The 20,496-nt window shown below is 58.0% G+C and carries 20 protein-coding genes; 16 read left to right on the forward strand and 4 right to left on the reverse strand.

Annotated elements, in window-relative coordinates; translation table 11 throughout:
- Nucleotides 1–96: 96 nt before the first annotated feature.
- The gene (locus tag VB780_RS21155; RefSeq protein WP_323353162.1) at nucleotides 97–891 is read left to right on the forward strand and encodes a hypothetical protein; all 795 of its coding nucleotides are present in this window, start codon (nucleotides 97–99) and stop codon (nucleotides 889–891) included.
- Nucleotides 892–922: 31 nt separating this feature from the next.
- The gene (locus VB780_RS21160) at nucleotides 923–1,843 is read left to right on the forward strand and encodes a histone deacetylase (protein WP_323353163.1); all 921 of its coding nucleotides are present in this window, start codon (nucleotides 923–925) and stop codon (nucleotides 1,841–1,843) included.
- 153 nt (nucleotides 1,844–1,996) lie between these two features.
- Here the strand turns inward: VB780_RS21160 and VB780_RS21165 are convergent, their stop codons facing one another.
- A complete protein-coding gene (locus tag VB780_RS21165; RefSeq protein ID WP_323353164.1) occupies nucleotides 1,997–2,434 on the reverse strand; it encodes a DUF6036 family nucleotidyltransferase in 438 nt (145 codons plus the stop codon).
- A 262-nt stretch (nucleotides 2,435–2,696) separates the two neighbouring features.
- Here VB780_RS21165 and VB780_RS21170 point away from each other — a divergent pair, with 262 nt between their 5' ends.
- The 4 genes from VB780_RS21170 (at nucleotide 2,697) to coaBC (ending at nucleotide 5,899) form a co-directional block, all read left to right on the forward strand.
- Nucleotides 2,697–3,566 carry a rhodanese-related sulfurtransferase gene (locus VB780_RS21170; protein ID WP_323353165.1) on the forward strand — a complete coding sequence of 290 codons (870 nt, stop codon included), beginning with the start codon at nucleotides 2,697–2,699 and terminating at the stop codon, nucleotides 3,564–3,566.
- 12 nt (nucleotides 3,567–3,578) lie between these two features.
- Nucleotides 3,579–4,265, forward strand: a complete 687-nt coding sequence (locus VB780_RS21175; protein WP_323353166.1) for an esterase — start codon at nucleotides 3,579–3,581, stop codon at nucleotides 4,263–4,265.
- Between the two features lie 71 nt (nucleotides 4,266–4,336).
- A complete protein-coding gene (locus tag VB780_RS21180; RefSeq protein WP_073610190.1) occupies nucleotides 4,337–4,549 on the forward strand; it encodes a DUF2555 domain-containing protein in 213 nt (70 codons plus the stop codon).
- A 90-nt stretch (nucleotides 4,550–4,639) separates the two neighbouring features.
- Nucleotides 4,640–5,899 carry a bifunctional phosphopantothenoylcysteine decarboxylase/phosphopantothenate--cysteine ligase CoaBC gene (gene coaBC / locus VB780_RS21185; protein ID WP_323353167.1) on the forward strand — a complete coding sequence of 420 codons (1,260 nt, stop codon included), beginning with the start codon at nucleotides 4,640–4,642 and terminating at the stop codon, nucleotides 5,897–5,899.
- A 43-nt stretch (nucleotides 5,900–5,942) separates the two neighbouring features.
- On the opposite strand, the gene VB780_RS21190 is transcribed toward coaBC, so the two are convergent.
- From VB780_RS21190 to VB780_RS21200, 3 genes are all read right to left on the reverse strand, one after another.
- A complete protein-coding gene (locus VB780_RS21190; protein WP_323353168.1) occupies nucleotides 5,943–6,761 on the reverse strand; it encodes a mechanosensitive ion channel family protein in 819 nt (272 codons plus the stop codon).
- Nucleotides 6,762–6,845: 84 nt separating this feature from the next.
- Nucleotides 6,846–7,523 (reverse strand): response regulator transcription factor, encoded by a 678-nt coding sequence (locus VB780_RS21195; protein WP_323353169.1) that lies wholly within the window; start codon nucleotides 7,521–7,523, stop codon nucleotides 6,846–6,848.
- Complete coding sequence (locus VB780_RS21200; protein ID WP_323353170.1) at nucleotides 7,524–8,645, reverse strand: HAMP domain-containing sensor histidine kinase; 1,122 nt, start codon at nucleotides 8,643–8,645, stop codon at nucleotides 7,524–7,526.
- A gap of 302 nt (nucleotides 8,646–8,947) precedes the next feature.
- Between VB780_RS21200 and VB780_RS21205 the strand changes: the two genes are divergently transcribed.
- From VB780_RS21205 to VB780_RS21250, 10 genes are all read left to right on the forward strand, one after another.
- On the forward strand, nucleotides 8,948–9,196 hold the full coding sequence (locus VB780_RS21205; RefSeq protein ID WP_323353171.1) for a TrkA C-terminal domain-containing protein: 249 nt from the start codon (nucleotides 8,948–8,950) through the stop codon (nucleotides 9,194–9,196).
- A 229-nt stretch (nucleotides 9,197–9,425) separates the two neighbouring features.
- Nucleotides 9,426–11,123, forward strand: a complete 1,698-nt coding sequence (kdpA, locus tag VB780_RS21210; RefSeq protein ID WP_323353172.1) for a potassium-transporting ATPase subunit KdpA — start codon at nucleotides 9,426–9,428, stop codon at nucleotides 11,121–11,123.
- A 49-nt stretch (nucleotides 11,124–11,172) separates the two neighbouring features.
- Nucleotides 11,173–13,269 carry a potassium-transporting ATPase subunit KdpB gene (gene kdpB, locus VB780_RS21215; protein WP_323353173.1) on the forward strand — a complete coding sequence of 699 codons (2,097 nt, stop codon included), beginning with the start codon at nucleotides 11,173–11,175 and terminating at the stop codon, nucleotides 13,267–13,269.
- A 55-nt stretch (nucleotides 13,270–13,324) separates the two neighbouring features.
- On the forward strand, nucleotides 13,325–14,107 hold the full coding sequence (locus VB780_RS21220) for a response regulator (RefSeq protein ID WP_323353174.1): 783 nt from the start codon (nucleotides 13,325–13,327) through the stop codon (nucleotides 14,105–14,107).
- Nucleotides 14,097–14,405: a potassium-transporting ATPase subunit F gene (locus VB780_RS21225; protein ID WP_323353175.1), complete on the forward strand. Its 309-nt coding sequence runs from the start codon at nucleotides 14,097–14,099 to the stop codon at nucleotides 14,403–14,405. Before VB780_RS21220 ends, VB780_RS21225 begins: the two co-directional genes overlap by 11 nt.
- 199 nt (nucleotides 14,406–14,604) lie before the next feature.
- Entirely contained in the window at nucleotides 14,605–15,186 is a 582-nt protein-coding gene (gene kdpC / locus VB780_RS21230; protein ID WP_323353176.1) for a K(+)-transporting ATPase subunit C, read from the forward strand.
- Nucleotides 15,187–15,296: 110 nt separating this feature from the next.
- Entirely contained in the window at nucleotides 15,297–16,412 is a 1,116-nt protein-coding gene (locus VB780_RS21235) for a universal stress protein (protein ID WP_323353177.1), read from the forward strand.
- A gap of 98 nt (nucleotides 16,413–16,510) precedes the next feature.
- On the forward strand, nucleotides 16,511–16,870 hold the full coding sequence (locus VB780_RS21240; protein WP_323353178.1) for a hypothetical protein: 360 nt from the start codon (nucleotides 16,511–16,513) through the stop codon (nucleotides 16,868–16,870).
- Nucleotides 16,871–17,172: 302 nt separating this feature from the next.
- Entirely contained in the window at nucleotides 17,173–18,516 is a 1,344-nt protein-coding gene (locus VB780_RS21245) for an LCP family protein (protein WP_323353179.1), read from the forward strand.
- 72 nt (nucleotides 18,517–18,588) lie between these two features.
- Nucleotides 18,589–20,358, forward strand: a complete 1,770-nt coding sequence (locus VB780_RS21250; RefSeq protein ID WP_323353180.1) for an N-acetylmuramoyl-L-alanine amidase — start codon at nucleotides 18,589–18,591, stop codon at nucleotides 20,356–20,358.
- Nucleotides 20,359–20,496 lie beyond the last annotated feature (138 nt).

Genomic DNA, 20,496 nt, shown 5'->3' on the forward strand with positions numbered 1-20,496 from the left:
TAACGCTAGCGCCCATCGGCAAGAGCACCTACAATTGGCCTTAACAAGTGCATCGGCAACGCTGAGGTTTGTTCACCGATGGCCCCAGGTAACCCTATGGCGCAGCATTTTTCCGGGCAACCTTCGCCCCATTCTCCCCAACCGTTTTCTGGAGCCCGCGACCCCGCCGTCACATCGGGACTGTTTTGGGCGCGGTTGCTGACCTACCGGCCCCTATTTTTGCTGGGGGGGCTGTGGTTGACCCTGGTCTGCGTATCGGCGATCGCCTACCACGGCCTGATGTTCAATGAGCCCGTAGAAGATGCTGCTGCCGAAGCCCCGCTCTCGGTGATGGCAGCTCCGTCCGACGATCTGCCCTCTGCCCCAGAGGTATCAACCGGGGAGGAGACTGCGCCCCGGTCTGGCCTAGCCCTGTGGGGGCTGCTGAGCCTGGTGGGGCTCTGTGCCTTTGGCTCGTTTGTGCTGACCCAGCAGATCAAAGCCTCTGCCCGCCCGGCCAAACGCAAAAAAGCTCGCCCGCGCCCGATCGTTAAAGCGCCTGCCCCCCCGCAGCCACCCCATCCGAAGCGGTTGGCCCCCTACTCACCCCAGCGCGATGGGGTCGTCGCACCCGGTGCCAGAATTGTAGAAACCCCTATGGTTGAGCCTCCCGTGGGCCCAGCGCCGCCGTCAGGGCGTCCGGGAACTCCAGCCGTAGCTAAGTTCAGAGTGGTCTCGAAGTCACCCCCAGGGCGCTCGCCCCAGCCTTCGGTGCCCAGCGTTGCGTCGGTGCCAACGGCGACCCCAGCGGTGGTTCCCCACGAGGCTGATCTCCCCCTCGACTGGGAGGAGGGCAGCGTGGCCCATGCCCTGGATATGCGCCAGCGGCGATCGCTGTCGTCGTTGATGTAAGCATTGTTCACCTAGGGGTATCTCAGGGGCTTTGAGTCAGCTGCCGGTTATCTACCACCCCGACTATGTGGCTCCCCTGCCCGATGGGCATCGGTTTCCGATGCCGAAGTTTCGGCTGCTGCGCGATCGCCTGCTCTACGACGGGGTAATCACCCCCGACCAGATCTACCAGCCCGGCGAACCGCCCCAGACCTGGCTAGAGTTTGTCCACCACCCGGCCTATATCAACGCCTACCGCCAGGGCACGCTGGATGCCAAAGCCCAGCGGCGGATCGGTTTGCCCTGGAGCGCGGCCCTGGTCAAGCGTACCTGCACGGCAGTGGGGGGCACCATTCTCACCGCCAAGCTGGCTCTGGCGCACGGGCTGGCCTGCAATACGGCGGGGGGCACTCACCACGCCTTTCCCGATTACGGATCGGGGTTCTGCATTTTTAATGATTTGGCGATCGCCACCCGCGTCCTGCAAAAGCAGGGCCGCGTCCAGCGAGTGCTGATTCTCGATTTGGACGTGCACCAGGGCGACGGCACCGCCTGGATCTTTCGCGACGACCCCAGCGTATTTACATTCTCAATGCACTGCCAGGAGAATTTTCCGGCCCGCAAGCAGGCTAGCGATTTGGATGTGCCGCTGGCTTTGGGTATGGAAGACCAGGATTATCTGGACTGTCTAGCGCAGTACATCCCCGATTTGCTGGCCCAGGTGAAGCCGGACCTAGTGCTCTACGATGCCGGGGCTGACCCCCACAGAGACGATCTGCTGGGCAAGCTGGCGCTGACGAATGCGGGGATCTACGGGCGCGATCGCTACGTGCTCGACACCTGCGTAAAGGCAGGCTACCCCGTCGCCTGTGTCATCGGCGGCGGCTACGGTAAATCCATGGATGATCTGATCTTTCGCCACTCGCTGCTGCACCGAGCTGCCGCAGAGGTGTACTCGGCCTACCGGTTATAGGAGGCTATACGTTAGGTTTGGGCTGCAATGAGCAGCTTGACGGAAACTTTGAGATCGGGGAATGCCAGCGGTGCGATCGCCTCCGTCCACAGGCTCTTTTCTTAGTGGGCACACTGTCTGACACGCGAGAAACTGGGTTTCTGGGAAAGTCATTTAAGCTAAATTCTCTAAATCGGCCAAATCTTGGAGGCGACCAGAGGCACGCTTGTTGAGTTTGAGATTTTCTAGGTCGATGAAGTTAACCGCGATTTCATCCAGCACCATTTCCAGGCGACTGGCAAAGCAGGTGGCAAAATCTACTCCATTGGGCGTGGTAATCAAGTCAATGTGGCTAGGCGGGTAGCCCAACTGAATCACCTGGTCTGGGGTTAAAAAATCTGTCGCTTGCAGGTTGAGCGCTGCAAAGCCGAACTGTTCCAGCGCTTTGAGCATATTTGCAGCGTTCTCTGGCGTCATCTCGATCCAGATGTCAATGTCTTTGGTGTATCGCGGGTAGCCGTGAAAGGCGACAGCATAGCCACCTATCACCAGGTAGCGCACCTGATTATCGTTTAACGACTGTACAAACTCTTTGAAATCTTGGTTCAGCACCGTATTTCCAGAGGTGGTATTGCTGCCGGATAGACTCTAGAGCTTTTAGTCTGTCTACGTAAGGTTGGCTACGCCAATAGGTGGCGTCTTGCTTAGGAGCATGGAGGTTAGCTTTTGTAACCACCATCTGCATAGTGCGAAGGGTTGGAGCAGCCACAATAGGCATCTTTGAACAGGTATGCCCATTCTAAAGCACCTGCGTAGGCTGGGATGTGCAAACATCACCTCTTATAATTAGAGCTTTGCTCATCGGAATTTTGTCATGGCCTGGGTCGTCGCCACCTTCTACAAATTTGTGCCACTGAGCGAGCTAGGGGGATTGCGGGTGGAACTCTTAGAGCTATGCCTGGGCTGGGAGCTGCGGGGTACGATTCTGCTGGCCAGCGAGGGACTGAATGCGACCGTGGCGGGCGATCGCCCCAGCATTGACACCCTATTAGCCTGGCTCCACTCGCATCCTGAAATCGGCCCCTTTCCCCACCAAGAATCCACCATGGCAAGCGCACCCTTCGAGCGCATGAAGGTCAAGCTAAAACAAGAAATCGTCACCCTGGGACGTCCCGAGGTTAACCCGGCTCAGCAGCAGGTCGGCACCTACGTCGAACCCCACGAATGGAACCAGGTCATCGCCGATCCCGAAGTGATGGTGATTGATGCCCGCAACGATTTTGAAGTAGAGCTGGGCACATTCCAGGGTGCGGTGAACCCTCGCACCCATTCGTTTCGAGAACTGCCCGACTATGTAGCCACCCACCTCGACCCGGCTCAGCACAAAAAAGTGGCGATGTTTTGTACCGGCGGCATTCGCTGTGAAAAGGCTACCGCCTACCTGCTAGACCAGGGCTTTGAGCAGGTCTACCACCTCAGGGGCGGCATTCTCAACTACCTCAAAACAGTGCCTGTGGATGCCAGCCTTTGGCAGGGCGACTGCTTTGTGTTTGACGAGCGCGTGGCCGTTGACCATCGCCTCAATGCCACAGACCACGGCCTTTGCCTGGGCTGCGGCCACCCGATCAGCCCCGCCGAAAAAGCCTCGCCAGACTACGAAGACGGCATTAGCTGCCCCCACTGCTATGCTGCTCTCACCCCTGAAAAGCGATCGCGCCTAGAGGCCCGTCAACGCCACCGCTAACCCTAGAACCCTATGCTCTCCAACGATTCATCCCTACAATCGCTGACCTACGGCCCCACCGATGGCACGGCTGACTGGTGCCTGGTGGCTCTCCACGGCTGGGGAGCTAACGCCGCCGATCTCGTGGGGTTGGCTCCCTATTTAGAAATAGCGAACTTCTCAATGGTCTTTCCCGATGCGCCCTGGCCCCATCTCCAGGCTCCGGGGGGGCGTATGTGGTACAGCTTCCCCAGCGGGTATGACTTTCGCCGACCCCACGACTTTGCCGACCAAGCCGATCTACACACCAGTCGAGAACAGCTTAAAGTCTGGCTGTGCAATCTACCTAAAACAACCAAGATTCCCTTAGAACGAACCATTTTGGCCGGGTTTTCCCAAGGGGGAGCCATGGCCCTAGATGTGGGGTCGCAGCTGCCGCTGGCTGGGCAGATCATTCTCAGCGGCTATCTCCACAGCGAGGCCCAGGCTCCGGTGAGCCCCCGCCCCGTGATGATGGTACACGGCACCTTTGACCCAGTAGTGCCGATCGCTAAGGCCCACCAAGCCAATGCCGCCCTGACAGCCCTCGGCCAGCCTGTAACCTGGCAAGAACTGGCGATGGGGCATGAAATTCCACCCCAGGTAATGGGCTTAATTGCCGGGTTTTGCGAAGATTTGAGGCAGGCTAAGGGAAATACCCTGACCAAACCCTTAGGATAAAGGGAGAGTGAACTGGCCCTAGGCTGTGCTTGTGCAGCTCTGAGGGAAACATCACCAAGGGGGGAAAGACTATGCTGAGCCTACATGTTTCACCGCAAACCGTCTCAGATATGACACCGGACACGGTGGCTGAGCTGGCTACTCGTCTAGAGACCGATGCCTACGAGAATGCCTTTGAGGGATTGCAAGACTGGCACCTGCTCCGGGCGATCGCCTTTCAGCGGCCTGAGCTGGTTGAATCCTACGTCTACTTGCTCGACCTCGAAGCCTACGACGAGTCGTAGACTGTGGGTGGCCCAATCCTGCTGATATACCCCCAAGCCGTAGGGGTAAACAGTCGTTTGCCCTGGCAGAAGCGCCGTTTTTGAGCCGAGATGACTGCCTTTGGGTTTGGTATGGCCAGTAGTTCTACAACTGTGGAAGCTCCCCGTCGGGTGCTGCTGGGTATTAGTGGCGGCATTGCGGCCTATAAGGTATGTTCTGTAATTTCGTCGCTGGCCAAGGCAGGCACAGCGGTGCGCGTTGTGCTGACCCAGCAGGGGCAGGCGTTTATTCCGCCGCTGACGGTGGCTACGCTGGCTCGGCACCCGGCCTACACCGACGCCAGTTTTTGGGATGCCACCCAGGGGCGACCCCTGCATATAGAGCTAGGCGAGTGGGCTGAGCTGCTGGTAATTGCGCCGCTGAGTGCCAACACCCTGGGCAAGCTGGCCCACGGGCTGGCCGATAATCTGCTGACGAATACCGTGCTGGCCTCGACCTGCCCCGTGCTGCTGGCCCCAGCGATGAATACCGACATGTGGCAGCAGCAGGCGGTGCAGCGCAACTGGCACCAGCTCCTTCAGGATTCGCGCTACCACAGTATTGACCCAGGCAGTGGGGTGCTGGCCTGCGATCGCATCGGCACCGGGCGCATGGCCGAACCCGACGACATTCTCACCCACATCAACTCGCTGCTACATACCCAGGGCAAGCGCGACCTCAGCGGCAGGCACTTGCTGATCAGCACCGGCAGCACTCGGGAACATTTGGATCCTGTGCGCTTTATTGGCAACCCCGCCAGCGGCAAAATGGGGATCGCGCTGGCCCAGGCCGCAATCCACCGGGGAGCCAGCGTCACCCTCGTGCATGGGCCAATGGATGAATCCCTCAAAGCCCGGCTGGGGGGTATCCAAGCTGTGGGGGTTACGACTGCTGAAGCGATGCACCGGGCGATGCTGACCAACCTTCCCCAGGTCGACTGGATTGTGATGGCGGCGGCGGTGGCGGATGTGAAACCTGCGATCCAGTCAGCCACTAAGTTGGCCAAGGCGGAGCTGCCTGCATCGTTGCCCATAGCCCAGGTGCCCGACATTGTGGCCGATTTATCCCAAAAGCGATCGCCCCACCAGCGGCTGATTGGCTTTGCCGCCCAGACCGGCGACATTATTCCCCCAGCACTAGATAAGCTCCAGCGCAAGGGGTTAGATGCGATCGTGGCGAACCCCGTTGATGTGGCAGGGAGCGGGTTTGGGGGCGATCGCAACCAGGCCGTCCTGCTCACTAAAGCGGGCGACAAGCTCACCATCCCTCCCTGCACCAAGTTGGAGATGGCCCACCAGCTCTGGGATGCGCTGCTGGCCTTCGGGTTTTAGGTCAAGCCAGCACAGGCTCTGCTCAGGCACCAGTGAGCAAGGCTCAGTTCTTTTGAAACATATACACCTCCTGCTGCGGGAAGGGGATGGAAATCTCCTCCGCATCGAGCCGGGTTTTGATCGCCTCGGGCAGGGCGAGCTTGACCGCCAGAAAGTCGGGGGTGTTGGCCCACACCCACACCTGCAAGTTGACGCTGCTGTCGGCCAGTTCGATGACGCTGACCGAAGGGGCTGGGTCGGTCAAAATGCGGCGATCGCTGGCGATTTCATCCAAAATTGCCCGTCGGGCCTGCTCAATATTGTCGCCGTAGCTAATGCCCACCAGGGTTTCAACCCGGCGAATGGGGCGGGCGGTGAAATTGGTAATGTTGTCGCCGCCGAGTTTAGAATTTGGCACGATGACAGCGGCATTTTCGGGGGTGACAATAGTGGTCGTAAACAGCTGAATGCTCTCAACGGTTCCCAGGGTGCCGCCCCCTTCGATAAAGTCGCCCACCCTAAAGGGGCGAAAGATTAGCATCAGCACCCCGGCGGCGAAGTTGGAGAGCGATCCCTGAAGGGCCAGACCAATCGCTAAGCCCGCTGCCCCCAGTACCGCAATCAGCGAGGCAGTTTGCACTCCCAGACGATTTAGGGCCGCAATCACCACAAAGGCCAAACCCGAGTAGTAGATCAGGCTGCCGGTAAAATTGACCAGTATGGGGTCGATATTTTGTCGGGCCATCAGCCGTCGCGCGGTGCGGGCGGCCAGTTTGGCAATCCATTGACCGAGCCAAAAAATAACCAGGGCGGCGATCAGGTTTAGCCCTAGCCGGGTGACCAGTTCCTGGGCTGTGGCAACCCACTGTGTCCAATTTTCCACCAGTAGTCTCCTAAAGTATTTGAATCTGCGATCGCAATGCGCCTTTTTAGGTCTTCCACAGGACCGCAAAGGTGCGACTCTACCCTAGGGCAGATTTTTTTGGTTCAGCCAGCCCCTCTCTAGGGCCAAAATGACGGCCTGGGTGCGATCGCGCACCTCTAGCTTTTGCAAAATGGCGTGGACATGAACCCGCACCGTGCCGGGGGCAATGTACAAATCGTCGGCAATTTCTGAATTGCTCTTGCCGCTGGCAATCAGGGCCAAAATCTCCTGTTCTCTTTGGGTCAGAGGGCTTTCAGGCGGAACGGCTGGCAGGTTGGCAGCGGGCGGTTTGCCTTGAAAGATGGCCTGAATCTCACGGGTCGCGGTAGAGTCCCACCAGGAGGCTCCGGCGGCGACGGACTGGATAGCCAGAATTAAAGCATCGGCATCGACCCCTTTAACGCAGTAGCCCTGGGCCTGGGCCTTGATTAGCTGAGCAATCAGCGTCGGTTGGGAGTGGGAGGTGAGCACCAGCACGGGCAGGTCAGGGTGCTGCTGTTTGATCTGGCGGCAGGCCTCTACACCGCCGATACCCGGCAGACCCACATCCAGAATCACAATGTCAAAATTCTGTTGGTCAACCTGCTGAATGGCCGTTTCACCATCCTCGGCTTCGGCGGCGATGTGAAGGGTAGATTCCTGCTGAAGTCGAGTCGATAGTCCTAGCCGAAACAGTTCATCGTCTTCGACCAGTAAAATTTGAATTGGAGAATTAACCATTCAACTTGCCAACGGCTGCTGCTTAGGGGCCTCGACACAGGCCGGAAGCCGAAAGGCAAAGATGGCTCCCTGGGGCGATCGCGGCTCTGCCCAAATTTTACCGCCGTGGGCCTCAACAATTTGCCGACTGAGGTAAAGCCCCAAGCCTGTGCCCTTGGCCTGGCGATCGCCCGACCCCTGATAAAACCGCTCAAACAGCAGGGGCACTTCCTCAGGGCGAATGCCCTGGCCTTCGTCTTTCACTTGCACCTGATAAAACCCGTTACTTGCTCCCAGCACCACCTCGACCCGCCCCCCTCGCAGGGAATGGTTGACGGCATTAGCGATTAAGTTCGTCAAAACTCTGTGCAGCTGTAGCGGGTCAGCGTTAACCCGGTAGGCCCGACGAAAGTCGCTCCCTGCCTGGCTGAGGGTCAGGTAGACCTGCCGAGACGAGGCCAGGGTTGTTACGTCGGCGATCGCCTCTTCTGCCAGGGTGATCAGATCAGCGAGCTGCTTGTCTAAATGCAATCCTTCGGCGTCGTTGCGGTAAACATCCATGAGCGTGTTCACTAACCCCAGCGTCTTCTGATGGCTGCGCATCATCACATCTAGCGCTTTGCGTTGAGGGGGTGAAATTGCTCCAAACAGTCCTTCACTGAGGGCTTTGAGGGTTTCGATGGCTCCCAGCAGGGGGGTTTTGAGGTCGTGGGTCAGGGTCGAGACAAAGTCTTCCCGCACCTGCGCTAGTTGCTCCTGGGCCATCAGCTGTAATTGCTGGCGAGTAATCGCCTCTTCGTAACGCTGAATGCGATCGCCCAGCCAGCCGGTCACAACCAGGGCCAGAGCGGTAATCAGACGATTGGCAAATGCGATCGCCGTCACCGGAAATCTGCCCGGTATGGCCAGATTGAGCAAGGTTAGCAGCACCGCCACGACGGTAATGGTAAAGGTTGCCCTGCGACTCAGTCGGCTACTGCTGGCCAGCAGCACCGCCCCAATGTACAGATAGCCAAAGACGTAGGGCGGCGGCGTGCTGTAGTCGAGCACAATGACTACGGCAAACAGAGCCACAATCAGCCAGTGAATTTTCTGGCGGGTTTGCATTAAGCTGTTGAGCTGAGCTTGAGAGGTAAGGGGCATTTACCAAGATTTTTAGAAACATCAAATAAAAAATCAAATCAGCAATTTGTCAATCTATTTTAGGGTAGATGATGGCGAGATGATCGCAAAATATATCAGATGATATAGGTTTTCGCCGCTGATCTAAACACTGCCTATGCAGCTTGCCTATTCAAGGACATATAAAATGCGGCTAAACGGGCTTCTATACCTTTTTCTTTTTGAAAATTAGGTCAAGAATAGGGTTAGTAATTTAGGAAGTTGAACCGAGAGAGACGCTATGAAAAAATCATAGAAACTCTTAAAGGGAACCAGCGCTAACCATGAAACCATCTTCGTCCATTCATCAAGTCTATTTCAACAGTGCTTTTTTAGGGGCCAAGCTGAGCGAGGTCACCCTGCCTGAGCGATGCTTTTTGCTAGGACTGGTGCGTGAAAATCAGGTTTATAGTCTGGCGGATAACCCAGAAATCTTAGAAAAAGATTGGTTGGTAGCAGTTGCCCTAGATGAGGCATTAATGCCGGAGCTTGACCTGTGCTTAAGACAGGTAAAACAGACCAACGCTGATTAGCTAAGGAGATTTCTAGGAAAGAAGATCCCCGCTTAAATTAAGCGACTGTAGCCGCTGTAGGGTGGGCACTGCCCACCATTAGGGAAACTATTTTTTAGAAGTCGCCTAACTCCCCAAAATTTTCGATCGCAGTTTTCTTGAGAATCAAGCCAGGTCTACCCCTAGCTGCTTGGGGGCGAATTTCGCTTGCTTGGTTTAGACAAATCTTTCGCCTACTCATACATTCATCATGCTTGAAGGATTTCTACAACTCGTCATTGCCTTACTCATTTTGCTAGCGGTTGCTCCCTTGTTAGGGAAGTACATGGCACGGGTATTTATGGGTCAGAGAACCCTACTTGACCCCATTGCCCGGCCTCTGGAACGGCTTTTGTTTGCCTCCGGAGGTTTCTCAAGCCAGACATCTATGACCGGCGGCCAGTATGTTAGAGCCATTCTGGTGAGCAACCTGGTGATGGTGATTCTGGTATTTGCCATCTGTATGTTGCAGGGGCTATTGCCGCTAAACCCAATAAGTCTGGATGCGCCTGACTGGGATCTGGCCCTGCACACCGCCATTTCGTTTACCACCAACACTAACCAGCAGCATTATTCCGGCGAAACCACCTACAGCTATTTCAGCCAGGTAGGGGCGCTGGGCTTTTTAATGTTTACCTCAGCAGCGACGGGAATTGCCGTGGCCATTGCCTTCATTCGCGGGCTCACCGGCAACCCCCTGGGCAACTTTTATGAAGACTTAACCCTTTCCATTACCCGCATTTTGCTGCCGATTTCGGTGGTGGGTGCGATCGCACTCCTAATTGCCGGGGTACCCGAGACTTTCGCTGGCCCCGCTGTTGCCCAAACCTTGGAAGGAGCCACCCAGTACATTGCCCTTGGTCCAGTAGCCCACTTTGAAATCATCAAGGAACTGGGCGAAAACGGTGGCGGCTTCTTTGGCATCAACTCCGCCCACCCCTTTGAGAACCCCAACAACTTTACCAACCTGCTAGAGACCATCATCATGATGGTGATTCCGGCTGGGCTGATTTTGACCTACGGCATCATGGCTGGCAGGCCCCGCCAGGGCTGGTTGATTTTCGGCATGGTGTTCATCTTCTATGCCGTCATGGTAGGCATTACCGCCGTGGGTGAATTCCAGGGGAATCCGGTGGTAAATGGCATTCTGGGCGGACAAGCCCCCAACTTGGAGGGCAAAGAAGTGCGCTTTGGCTGGGCGATGACGGCACTGTGGGCGGTTTCGACCACGGGCACCATGTGCGGTGCCGTCAACGGCATGCACGACTCCCTGATGCCCCCCGGTGGGTTTGCCACCCTCTCCGATATGTTTTTGCAGATCATCTGGGGCGGTCAGGGCACCGGCACGGCCTACCTGTTTGTGTTTCTGATTTTGACCGTCTTCCTCACCGGCCTGATGGTGGGACGCACCCCAGAATTTCTCAGCCGCAAAATCGAGAAGCGAGAAATCGTCTTAGCCAGCATCATTCTGCTGGCTCACCCGATCGCCATTCTGATTCCTGGTGCCATCACCCTGGCCTTTCCCGAAACCCTGGCTGGCATCAGTAATCCTGGCTTCCACGGCATTTCTCAGGTGATTTATGAGTATGCCTCCGCTGCCGCCAACAACGGCTCTGGCTTTGAGGGGCTTGGCGACAATACCCTCTGGTGGAACCTCAGCACCAGCTTCTCGCTGCTGGTAGGTCGCTATGTGCCCATCATTGCTCTGGTTTACCTGGCCGACAGCATGGCCCATAAGCAGCCAGTCCCCGAAACCGCAGGCACCCTCCACACCGATACCTTCCTATTTACCGGCATCACCGCAGGCACCATCGTCATTCTCGGGGCGTTGACCTTCTTGCCCGTGTTGGTGTTGGGGCCGGTGGCAGAGGGCTTTGCGATCGCCCAGGCGGCCCTCGGCCTGAGCTAACAGTGTCTGCTTGAATCTCCAGCCTTTTTGAACTTCTTAGAGTTTAGTTATGACTGCTCAACAAACTGAAACGGCTACCCGCCAACCCGGCGGGCCTCGCGAAAATCGCCGCCATACCCCTAAAGTGAATACCTCTGGTCTTTACCAGCGAGCCTTTGGCCAAGCTTTTGCCAAACTCGACCCCCGGGTCATGGTGAAGAACCCAGTCATGTTTGTGGTCTGGGTCGGCACCATCATCACGGCTATCTTGACGGTCAACCCGTTTATTTTTGGCCCAGTCCAGGATGCCAGCCCCCGCCTGTTCAACGGCCTGGTAACGCTGATTCTGTTTTTTACCCTGGTGTTTGCCAACTTTGCCGAGGCGGTGGCCGAGGGCCGGGGCAAGGCCCAGGCCGATGCCCTACGCTCCACCAAGTCGGAGACGACCGCCCGCCGTCTGCGGCCAAACGGTTCGGTTGAGGAGGTCAGTTCGACCCAGCTGCACCGGGGCGATCGCATCAAAGTGATCGCGGGCGACGTGATCCCGGTCGATGGCGAAGTGATCGATGGCGTGGCCTCGGTCGATGAGTCGGCCATTACCGGAGAATCGGCCCCGGTGCTCAAGGAGCCCGGCTCTGACGTGGCCAGCTCGGTCACGGGCGGCACCCGCATTCTGTCTGACGAGCTGACCATCCACGTCACCGCTGACCCCGGCAAAGGCTTCCTCGACCGCATGATTGCCCTGGTGGAAGGGGCCGAACGCAGCAAAACCCCCAACGAAATTGCCCTGACGGTGCTGCTGGCGGTGCTCACCCTGGTGTTTCTGATTGTGGTGGCCACGGTGCCCACCCCGGCCAGCTACGTGGATAGCCCGGTGGGCATCACCATTCTGGTGGCCCTGCTGGTGGCGCTGATTCCGACCACCATTGGCGGGCTGCTGAGTACGATCGGCATTGCCGGCATGGACCGGGTAGCCCAGTTCAACGTGGTGGCCACCTCCGGGCGGGCGGTAGAAGCCTGCGGCGACATCAACACCCTGGTACTCGACAAAACGGGCACCATCACCCTGGGCAACCGTCTGGCGGAGGAGTTTATTCCCCTCAACGGTCACTCGATGCAGGATGTGGCCGCGATCGCCCTGGCCGCCAGCGTGTTCGACACCACCCCCGAGGGCAAGTCAATCGTGCGACTGGCGGAAAAACAGGGGGCCAAGCTCGACTTTGAGCCCAAGCGAGCTGAAGCCGTAGACTTTTCGGCCCGCACCCGGATGAGTGGCACCGATTTGCCCTCCGGCGATGAGGTGCGTAAGGGAGCCGTCGATGCGATTCGGGGCTTTGTGCGATCGCGGGGCGGGCAGGCTCCGGCGGAACTCGAAGCGGCCTTTACCCGCGTCTCAGAACTGGGCGGCACACCCCTGGCCGTTTGCCGCAACGAAGACATCTACGGGGTGATCTACCTCAAAGACATCATCAAACCCGGCATTCACGAACGGTTTGACCAGCTTCGCCGCATGGGTGTGCGCACGGTGATGCTGACCGGCGACAACCGCATCACTGCCTCCGTGATCGCCAAAGAAGCCGGCGTCGATGACTTTGTCGCCGAAGCCACCCCCGAAGACAAGATCCAGGTGATTCAGGCTGAGCAGGCCAAGGGCAAGCTGGTGGCGATGACCGGTGACGGCACCAACGACGCCCCCGCCCTGGCCCAGGCCAACGTCGGCGTAGCGATGAACTCCGGCACCCAGGCCGCCAAAGAAGCCGCCAACATGGTTGACCTCGACTCTGACCCCACCAAGCTGATCGACTTGGTCACCATCGGCAAGCAGCTGCTGATTACCCGGGGCGCATTGACCACCTTTTCCATCGCCAACGACATCGCCAAATACTTCGCCATCATTCCGGCCATGTTCGCCGCCGCTGGCATTGGTGCTCTCAACGTCATGGGCCTAAACAGCCCCCAGTCAGCGGTGCTCTCTGCCCTGATCTACAACGCCTTGATCATTCCGGCGCTGATTCCCCTTGCCCTTAGAGGGGTGCAGTTCCGCCCGCTGACCGCCAACCAGCTACTCCAGCGCAACATGCTGATTTTTGGCCTGGGAGGCGTCATCGCCCCCTTCGTCGCCATCAAGGTGATTGACCTGATTGTGGGAAGCGTGGGGCTGGCCTAGCCAAATCATGACCCTTTTAACGATCGCATCAATCGGGATAAAGAGATTTCGAACCATGTCTTTTTCAGATTTCGACGACCATACGAGTGGCTTTTGTGAGGGGGATGCTGCCTCAGACGCTTCTGCCTCAGACAGCACAGAGGCTCTTTCCCCCCCTGCCAAGATTTTGGTGATTCACCATGAACGAGAAACGCAGCTCATGCTGGCTCAGTATTTGCAGGCCGATGGCTACGAGGTGAGCGCTGTCAAAAATTGGGATACGGCCTTTGAGCAACTCCAACAGCAGCCTATCGACCTGGTGATTTTAGATCTAACCATTTCTCAGCAGGCCGGAGGCAACTTGCTTCAACAGCTGCTGGGGCTCTATCCAACCATGCGAGTGGTGATGATTTGTGATCACTGTAGTTTGGAGGATGCCGTCGAGGCCATGAAGCAGGGGGCAGTAGACTTTCTACAAGAACCCCACGGCTATTTACAGTGCCCCTTCGACCCTGACCGCATTCAAGCCGTGGTGGCTGAAGCTTTAAAGCACCCGCTTCCTGCGGCGGCGCTCTCAACTGACTACGACGAGCTGATTACCCTAGCCCGGCAAGCGGCTCAACAATGCGATTTTGACCAGGCTCGTGAGCTGATTGGGGAGGCGCTCAAGTTAGCGCCTGAACGCCCCGAGGGGCTGACCTTGCTGGGGCAAATTACCGAGCACCTGGGAGATTGCCTAGAAGCGCTCAAACTTTATCGAGCGGCTTACAGCCTGGACCCAGCCTATCAACCCGCCCGAGAAAACCTGGACCGAGCCGCCTTTAGCCAGGGCAAACTTCGTCCCCGCTTTGACCGCTGAAGACAATCACAACATTCCTTACCTATTAGTAACGGAGATTCGCACCATGAACTGGTTTAACTTACAGCCCCTTGAACGCCTCAATACCTGGCTTGAAACCTTACAGCAACGTCGCCACCGGTTTGCGGTGGGCTTGTTTATGGCGCTCTGCTTAAACCTGGCGATCGCACCCGCCCTCTACGCCACCACCGACTCCCTCGAACGCGGCAATGCCTATGCCCTCGGTCTACTCGGCCTCGTTGTCACAGGCCTCGCCGTCTACCTTGCCGCCGTCATTCTTCAGCCAGAGCGATTTTAACCATGCTGAAAAAACTCATCCACCAAATTCGTGAGCAGATTCGCTTGAACCGATTGCAGCGACAAATTCGACAGGCTGACCTGGAGCGGATTCGCGATCGCCATCGTCGCCGCCATAAAAATAAATTCTCCAACGTTGGAACGTTAGAACGTTGAAACGTTAGGAACCTGTCCCCATTACCACAATTCCCCTAAAAACCATGCTTCAAGACGTCCTCACCAGCATTCGCACCACCGCCGTCCTCTGGATTTTGACCGCAGCCCTTTACCCACTGCTGATCTTCGGTATTGGCCAGCTGGCGTTTCCTGCCCAGGCCAATGGCAGCTTAATCGTCAACGACCAGGGAGCCGTGATTGGATCCACCCTGATTGGTCAAGCGTTTACCAGCGAAGACTACTTCTTGAGCCGCCCCAGCGCCATCAACTACAGCATCGGCGAAGATGCTGCTCCCACCGGCCTATCGGGAGCCACCAACCTGGCCCCCAGCAACCCCGACCTGATTGCCCTGGTTGAGGAAAGAGTTGAAATTCTCCAGGCTGCGGCAACTGAACCCACCGCCGATCTGGTCTACAGCTCTGGCTCCGGTCTCGACCCCCACATTTCCCCCGCCAGCGCCCTGGCCCAGGTAGCCCGCATCGCCGCCGTCCGCAACATTTCAACCGACGAGCTGCAAACCTTGATTGCCGCCCATACCGAAGGTCGCTTCCTCGGCATCTTTGGCGAACCCGCCGTCAACACCGTCACCCTGAACGTGGCTTTGGATGCCTTAGGGAATGCGTAAAAACGTGAGTGTGAGAGTGCGTTAGTGCAAGACTACGCTTAAACTTTCGCACTCCCCCAACGCATTCACACATCCACCCATCCACACATCCACGCCCCACGCCCTTTCCCATGTACGATCCCGCCTCAATCTCCTCCACAAACTGCGCTCCTGCCGCCCGCCGAGGTAAGCACAAGATCTTCATCGGCATGTCTCCCGGTGTCGGCAAAACCTATCGCATGCTGGAAGAAGGCCACCAGCTCAAGCAAGACGGCGTAGATGTGGTAATCGGCTTGTTAGAAACCCACGGGCGGGAAGAGACTGCTCGCATGGCCGATGGGCTCGAACTCATTCCCCGTAAATCCATCCTCTGGCAGGGACGAACGTTGAGCGAAATGGACACTCAAGCGATCGTAGAACGTCGGCCACAGCTCGTTCTGATTGATGAGCTAGCCCATACCAACGTCCCCGGCTCCGTCTATGAGAAGCGTTACCAGGATGTGGAAGTGGTTCTGGATGCCGGTATTGACGTTTACTCCACCGTCAATATTCAGCATCTGGAGAGCCTGAACGATCTGGTACACCGAATTTCTGGCGTGGTTGTCCGGGAGCGAGTGCCCGATCGCTTGCTAGATGAAGCCGATGAAGTGGTCGTGGTGGATGTGACCCCTGAAATGCTGCAGGAACGGCTGATAGAAGGCAAAATCTACGCCCCTGCCAAAATTGATGAGGCTCTGCAAAACTTTTTCCAACGGCGCAATCTGGTGGCCCTGCGGGAACTGGCCCTGCGCGAAGTGGCCGACAATATTGAAGAAAATGGGCACGGCCGCCACACCCAAAGCTACTGCAATGTTCATGAACGCATTCTGGTCTGTGTTTCGACCTATCCCAGTTCAATTCAGCTGTTGCGGCGGGGGGCTCGCATTGCCAGCCAGATGAATGGTCGTCTTTTTGTGTTATTTGTCGCCAATCCTCGTCGGTTTTTGTCTAAGGAAGAATCACTCCATATCGAAACCTGCGAACGGCTCTGCGAGGAATTTGAGGGTGAGTTTTTGCGGGTAGAGTCGGAGGATGTGGTGAGAGCCATTGCCAGCGTTGCCGATGAATGTCGCGTTAGCCAAATTGTTTTGGGCGAAACCCAGCGATCGCGCTGGCAACTGTTCACCCAAGGCTCGATTGTGCAGCGGCTGATGCAAGCCCTTCCTAGCGTCGATATCCACATTATTGCGACCGACCTAAAGAACTAGCTTTCCTGCTGGGTAGGTACACGTGTGCTGGCCGCGTGGGGCATAATCTGGACAGACCCTGCAACAATTCCTCCCTTTTGCCCAGGGCTCAGTACCTCATGAAAAAAGCCAGTCCCGCGTCGGGGGAAACCCTTGAACGCCTGAAGTTGAGCCTTTACCTGGTGCCTATCTTTGGGGTCGTACCCGCCCTCTACAGCCTGTGGCAAAAGCAGGGCAGCCGCCAAGAGCTGGCGGTCAGTCGGTTGGTGGTTACCCTGGCGTTTACCTGGGTCATAACCTACGGTGTGCTCAGCGCTGGCAGCCATTTGGCCCCAGGGCTGTCGCTGCGGCTGCTGATCAGCAATACCCTGGTCACTACCGGCTATACCTTGACCAACCTCATCCTTATGGTGCGTCTATTACAGGGTAAATCGGTCAACCTGCCGGGGTTTAGTCAATGGAGCAAGCGTCTGCCCTAGGGTTACGGGTATTGGCACAGCCTCCCCATTGAGACAAATTCTTGATCTAGGGAAAGCGCCAGACCTTTATCTAAGGGCCATCCCATGCGCCAAAAAATTAACCCAATTTGCTGGGTTCATGCCATATTACGTGGGTCGGCTGACTAAATTGCTGTTAACATGCAGCTAAAAATTTCCCAGAATCACCCCCCTACGGGGCTGTAATCGCTACACCGTTCATTTTTATTGCCCCGAGGTCCCTGGTGTCTCAACGTCATCCCCAACATCTCAAAGCTCGTTCAACCCAGGGGCATCCACAAAAAATGCCAGATCCACCACGGCGGCGCATGCCTCGCATTCTGGGAGTAGGTATTGCCCTGGCCACAGTAGCGGGTATATCTGGGGTGGCTGGAGCGCTGCTAGCGGTTTCGCTGTCGGCCTCACCGCTCATGCAGCAAGAGCTGAGCGCTGAAGAATCAGGCGTGTTTAGCCAAGATGCGGCCATTGCGTCGAGCGGCAACCTGCGGCTGCCCCGCCTGACCCGCCCGGTAAATATTTTGGTGCTGGGCGTCAAGGTGCTGACCACGGACGTCAACGAAGTGCCACCCGAACTGCAAGACGTGGGTTACCACGCCCTGGTCAACTCCTTTGACGGGCTCTCAGACTCGATGCTGCTGCTGCGGTTTAACCCCCAGACTGAGCAGATGGTGGTGCTGTCGCTGCCCCGTGACACTCGCACCTACGTGCGCGGTCGGCTGACCAAGCTCAACGAGGCCAACCGCGATGGCGGCCCGGCCCTGGCAGCAGAATCAGTCAGCGACTTGCTGGGGGGCGTAGCCGTCGATCGCTACGTGCGCATCAACGTGCAGGGGGTTGAAAAACTGATCGACGCCCTGGGTGGGGTCACGGTCAACGTGCCCGCTGACATGAAATACCAGGACGACAGCCAGCATCTCTACATCAATCTCAAGGCGGGCGAACAAAAACTCAACGGCAATCAGGCGCTCCAATTCCTGCGCTTTCGCTACGACTCCCAGGGCGATATTGGCCGCATTCAGCGCCAGCAGATGTTTATGCGGGCCCTGGCCGAGCAGACCCTTAACCCGGCTACCATTACCCGGTTGCCCAAAATTTTGTCTGTAATTCAGGAGAACGTTGACACCAACCTCTCGGTGGAAGAACTGCTGGCGCTGGTGGGCTACGGAGCGCAAATTAACCGCTCTAACGTGCAGATGCTGATGCTGCCCGGCACCTTTAGCCGCCCCCAAGACTTTGCGGCGAGCTACTGGCTGCCCAGCTACAACGACATCGACGGCATGGTTGACCAGTACTTTGGCTTTGGCACCCAGCGGGTGGCCACCACCAGCGACCCCAGCCGGGTGCGGGTGGCCATTCAAGACAGCACCAATGACCCGGTGGCGGTACAGGCTCTAACCAATGCCCTGCGTGAAAGCGGCTACTCCAATATCTTTGTGGACAAAACCCTAAACAGCCCTCTGCCCATTAGCCGCATTGTGGCTCAGCGGGGCGATGGCGCGACCGCCGAAATGGTGCACCGCTTTTTAGGCATTGGCGAAGTGCGGGTCGAAAGCACGGGTGCCCTCAACTCCGACATCACCATTCAGCTCGGCCAAGACTGGAACCAGGGTTTGGGCGAATCTCTCTAGGCGCTCCCAGGTTGGGAAAACGCCCCTGGCGGCGTAGACTGGCGGGGTAGCGATCGCATCGGATGAATACCTATGGCGCAGTGGGTTTGGGGCGCAGCCGCGCTAGCCGGTTTCAGCACAGCGGGCATCACCACCCTGGCTCAGGCCCAGACCACCCTTCAGGTGGTCTATCCCCCCGATGGCCACCAAACCACAGCTGAGCAGATTTTTTTCATCGGCACCGGCACCCCCGATCAGCCTGTGCTGCTGAATGGCGAACCCATTGAGGGCCGCAGCGCAGCGGGACACTTTGCCCCCTCCCGCCCCCTCAGTCTCGGGGCCAACACCTTTACCCTCACCCAGGGCGACCAAACCCTAGACATCACCGTGACGCGCGTGACCGCGGGGCCGACGCTGCCTGAAACCCTAGGTTTTGCCGAAGGCTCCCTGTTGCCAGCGGTGGATGTAGCCCATGCCCCAGGGGATTGGGTTTGTTTGGGGGCGATCGCCCCCGCCAACGCCGCTGTCACGGCATCCGTGGCGGGTCAAACCTATACCCTGCTGCCCCAGGGCGATCGCGCCGACCTGCCCCCCAACTCCGCTGTGCTCACCGACCAAGCTCAGCCCATCGCCACCGCTGGCCCCAGCCGCTACGAAAGCTGCTTTATGGCTGAAGCATCCGGCGATCTAGGACAGCCCACCTACCACCTCACCCAGGGTGGTTCTACGGTCACAGCCCAGGCTCCCGGTGCGATCAGCATTCTGAATCCCAATGCGATCGAGGTGGTCGAAGTCACCGCCGCCGCTGGCGTAGCTCGCACCGGCCCCAGCACCGACTACTCCCGCCTCACCCCCCTGCCCCAGGGCACCCGCGCCAGGGTCACAGGCCGCGAAGGCGACTGGCTACGCCTCGACTACGGCGGCTGGATTCGTGCGGCGGAAACTCAGCCGGTGGCGGGGGCGTCGGGGGTGCGATCGCTGATTCGCGGCGTCACCTCCCGCCAGATCCCCGGCTGGACAGAAATCTACTTTCCCCTGCAAGTTCCCGTCCCCGTCAGCGTCGAGCAAGGGAGCGACACCTTCACCCTCACCCTGCACAACACCGTGCCCCAAACCGACACCATCTATATCACCGACGACGGGCTGGTAGAGCGTCTAGACTGGAACCCTGTACTGCCCGACCAGGTAGAGTACCGGATCAATTTCAAAACCGACCAGCAGTGGGGCTACAAGCTGCGCTACGAAGGCACCACCCTCGTGCTATCTCTCAAGCAGCCCCCTAACCTTCAAGCCTCGCGCCCCCTGGCAGGCACCATCATTCTGGTAGACCCCGGCCACGGCGGCGACGAACCCGGCTCACGCGGCCCCAACGGCACCCCCGAAAAAGACGTCAACCTAGAAGTGTCGCTACTCCTGCAAGCCGCCCTAGAAGCCCGTGGCGCAAGGGTGATCATGACCCGCACCGCCGACAGCACCGTTGCCGTCAACGATCGCCCCGCCCAGATCGCCCAAGTCGAACCCACCCTCGCCCTCAGCATTCACTACAACGCCCTACCCGACAGCGGCGACGCCCAAAACACGTCTGGCATCGGTGCCTTCTGGTTCCATACCCAGGCCCACAGCCTGGCCCAGTTCCTCCACGACCACCTAGTCGCCGAACTCGATCGCCCCTCCTATGGCGTCTTCTGGAACAACCTCGCCCTCACCCGCCCCCACGTTGCCCCCTCGGTGCTGCTAGAGCTGGGCTTTATGATCAACCCCAACGAATTCGAGTGGGCGACGGATCCCCAGGAGCAGGCGAAGTTGGCAGAAACCCTAGCTGCAGGAGTGGAGCTATGGGTGCAGCAGTCGGGGGAGAGGTAGGCAGTCGGGGGTGAGGGGTAGGGAGGAGAAAAGCCGTTCCCGTAAGCTGGAGAAGGTGTGGAGCAGGGGGGGCAGGGGCAGCGAAATGACCCTAGTGGCTCCATGAACTTTCTATAATTTGTGCAGAAGCCCTTCATT

The sequence above is a fragment of the Leptolyngbya sp. CCNP1308 genome, from assembly GCF_034932455.1.
Classification (GTDB): domain Bacteria; phylum Cyanobacteriota; class Cyanobacteriia; order Phormidesmidales; family Phormidesmidaceae; genus Nodosilinea.

Excerpts from the sequence above, each read along its gene's own strand:
- VB780_RS21240 (WP_323353178.1), top strand. The coding sequence starts at position 16,511 with ATGAAAAAAGCCAGTCCCGCGTCGGGGGAAACCCTTGAACGCCTGAAG.
- VB780_RS21220 (WP_323353174.1), top strand. The coding sequence starts at position 13,325 with ATGTCTTTTTCAGATTTCGACGACCATACGAGTGGCTTTTGTGAGGGG.
- VB780_RS21235 (WP_323353177.1), top strand. The coding sequence starts at position 15,297 with ATGTACGATCCCGCCTCAATCTCCTCCACAAACTGCGCTCCTGCCGCC.
- VB780_RS21175 (WP_323353166.1), top strand. The coding sequence starts at position 3,579 with ATGCTCTCCAACGATTCATCCCTACAATCGCTGACCTACGGCCCCACC.
- VB780_RS21195 (WP_323353169.1), bottom strand. The coding sequence starts at position 7,523 with ATGGTTAATTCTCCAATTCAAATTTTACTGGTCGAAGACGATGAACTG.
- VB780_RS21245 (WP_323353179.1), top strand. The coding sequence starts at position 17,173 with ATGCCAGATCCACCACGGCGGCGCATGCCTCGCATTCTGGGAGTAGGT.
- kdpC (WP_323353176.1), top strand. The coding sequence starts at position 14,605 with ATGCTTCAAGACGTCCTCACCAGCATTCGCACCACCGCCGTCCTCTGG.
- VB780_RS21155 (WP_323353162.1), top strand. The coding sequence starts at position 97 with ATGGCGCAGCATTTTTCCGGGCAACCTTCGCCCCATTCTCCCCAACCG.
- VB780_RS21170 (WP_323353165.1), top strand. The coding sequence starts at position 2,697 with ATGGCCTGGGTCGTCGCCACCTTCTACAAATTTGTGCCACTGAGCGAG.
- VB780_RS21250 (WP_323353180.1), top strand. The coding sequence starts at position 18,589 with ATGGCGCAGTGGGTTTGGGGCGCAGCCGCGCTAGCCGGTTTCAGCACA.
- VB780_RS21200 (WP_323353170.1), bottom strand. The coding sequence starts at position 8,645 with ATGCCCCTTACCTCTCAAGCTCAGCTCAACAGCTTAATGCAAACCCGC.
- coaBC (WP_323353167.1), top strand. The coding sequence starts at position 4,640 with ATGACTGCCTTTGGGTTTGGTATGGCCAGTAGTTCTACAACTGTGGAA.
- kdpB (WP_323353173.1), top strand. The coding sequence starts at position 11,173 with ATGACTGCTCAACAAACTGAAACGGCTACCCGCCAACCCGGCGGGCCT.
- VB780_RS21180 (WP_073610190.1), top strand. The coding sequence starts at position 4,337 with ATGCTGAGCCTACATGTTTCACCGCAAACCGTCTCAGATATGACACCG.
- VB780_RS21205 (WP_323353171.1), top strand. The coding sequence starts at position 8,948 with ATGAAACCATCTTCGTCCATTCATCAAGTCTATTTCAACAGTGCTTTT.
- kdpA (WP_323353172.1), top strand. The coding sequence starts at position 9,426 with ATGCTTGAAGGATTTCTACAACTCGTCATTGCCTTACTCATTTTGCTA.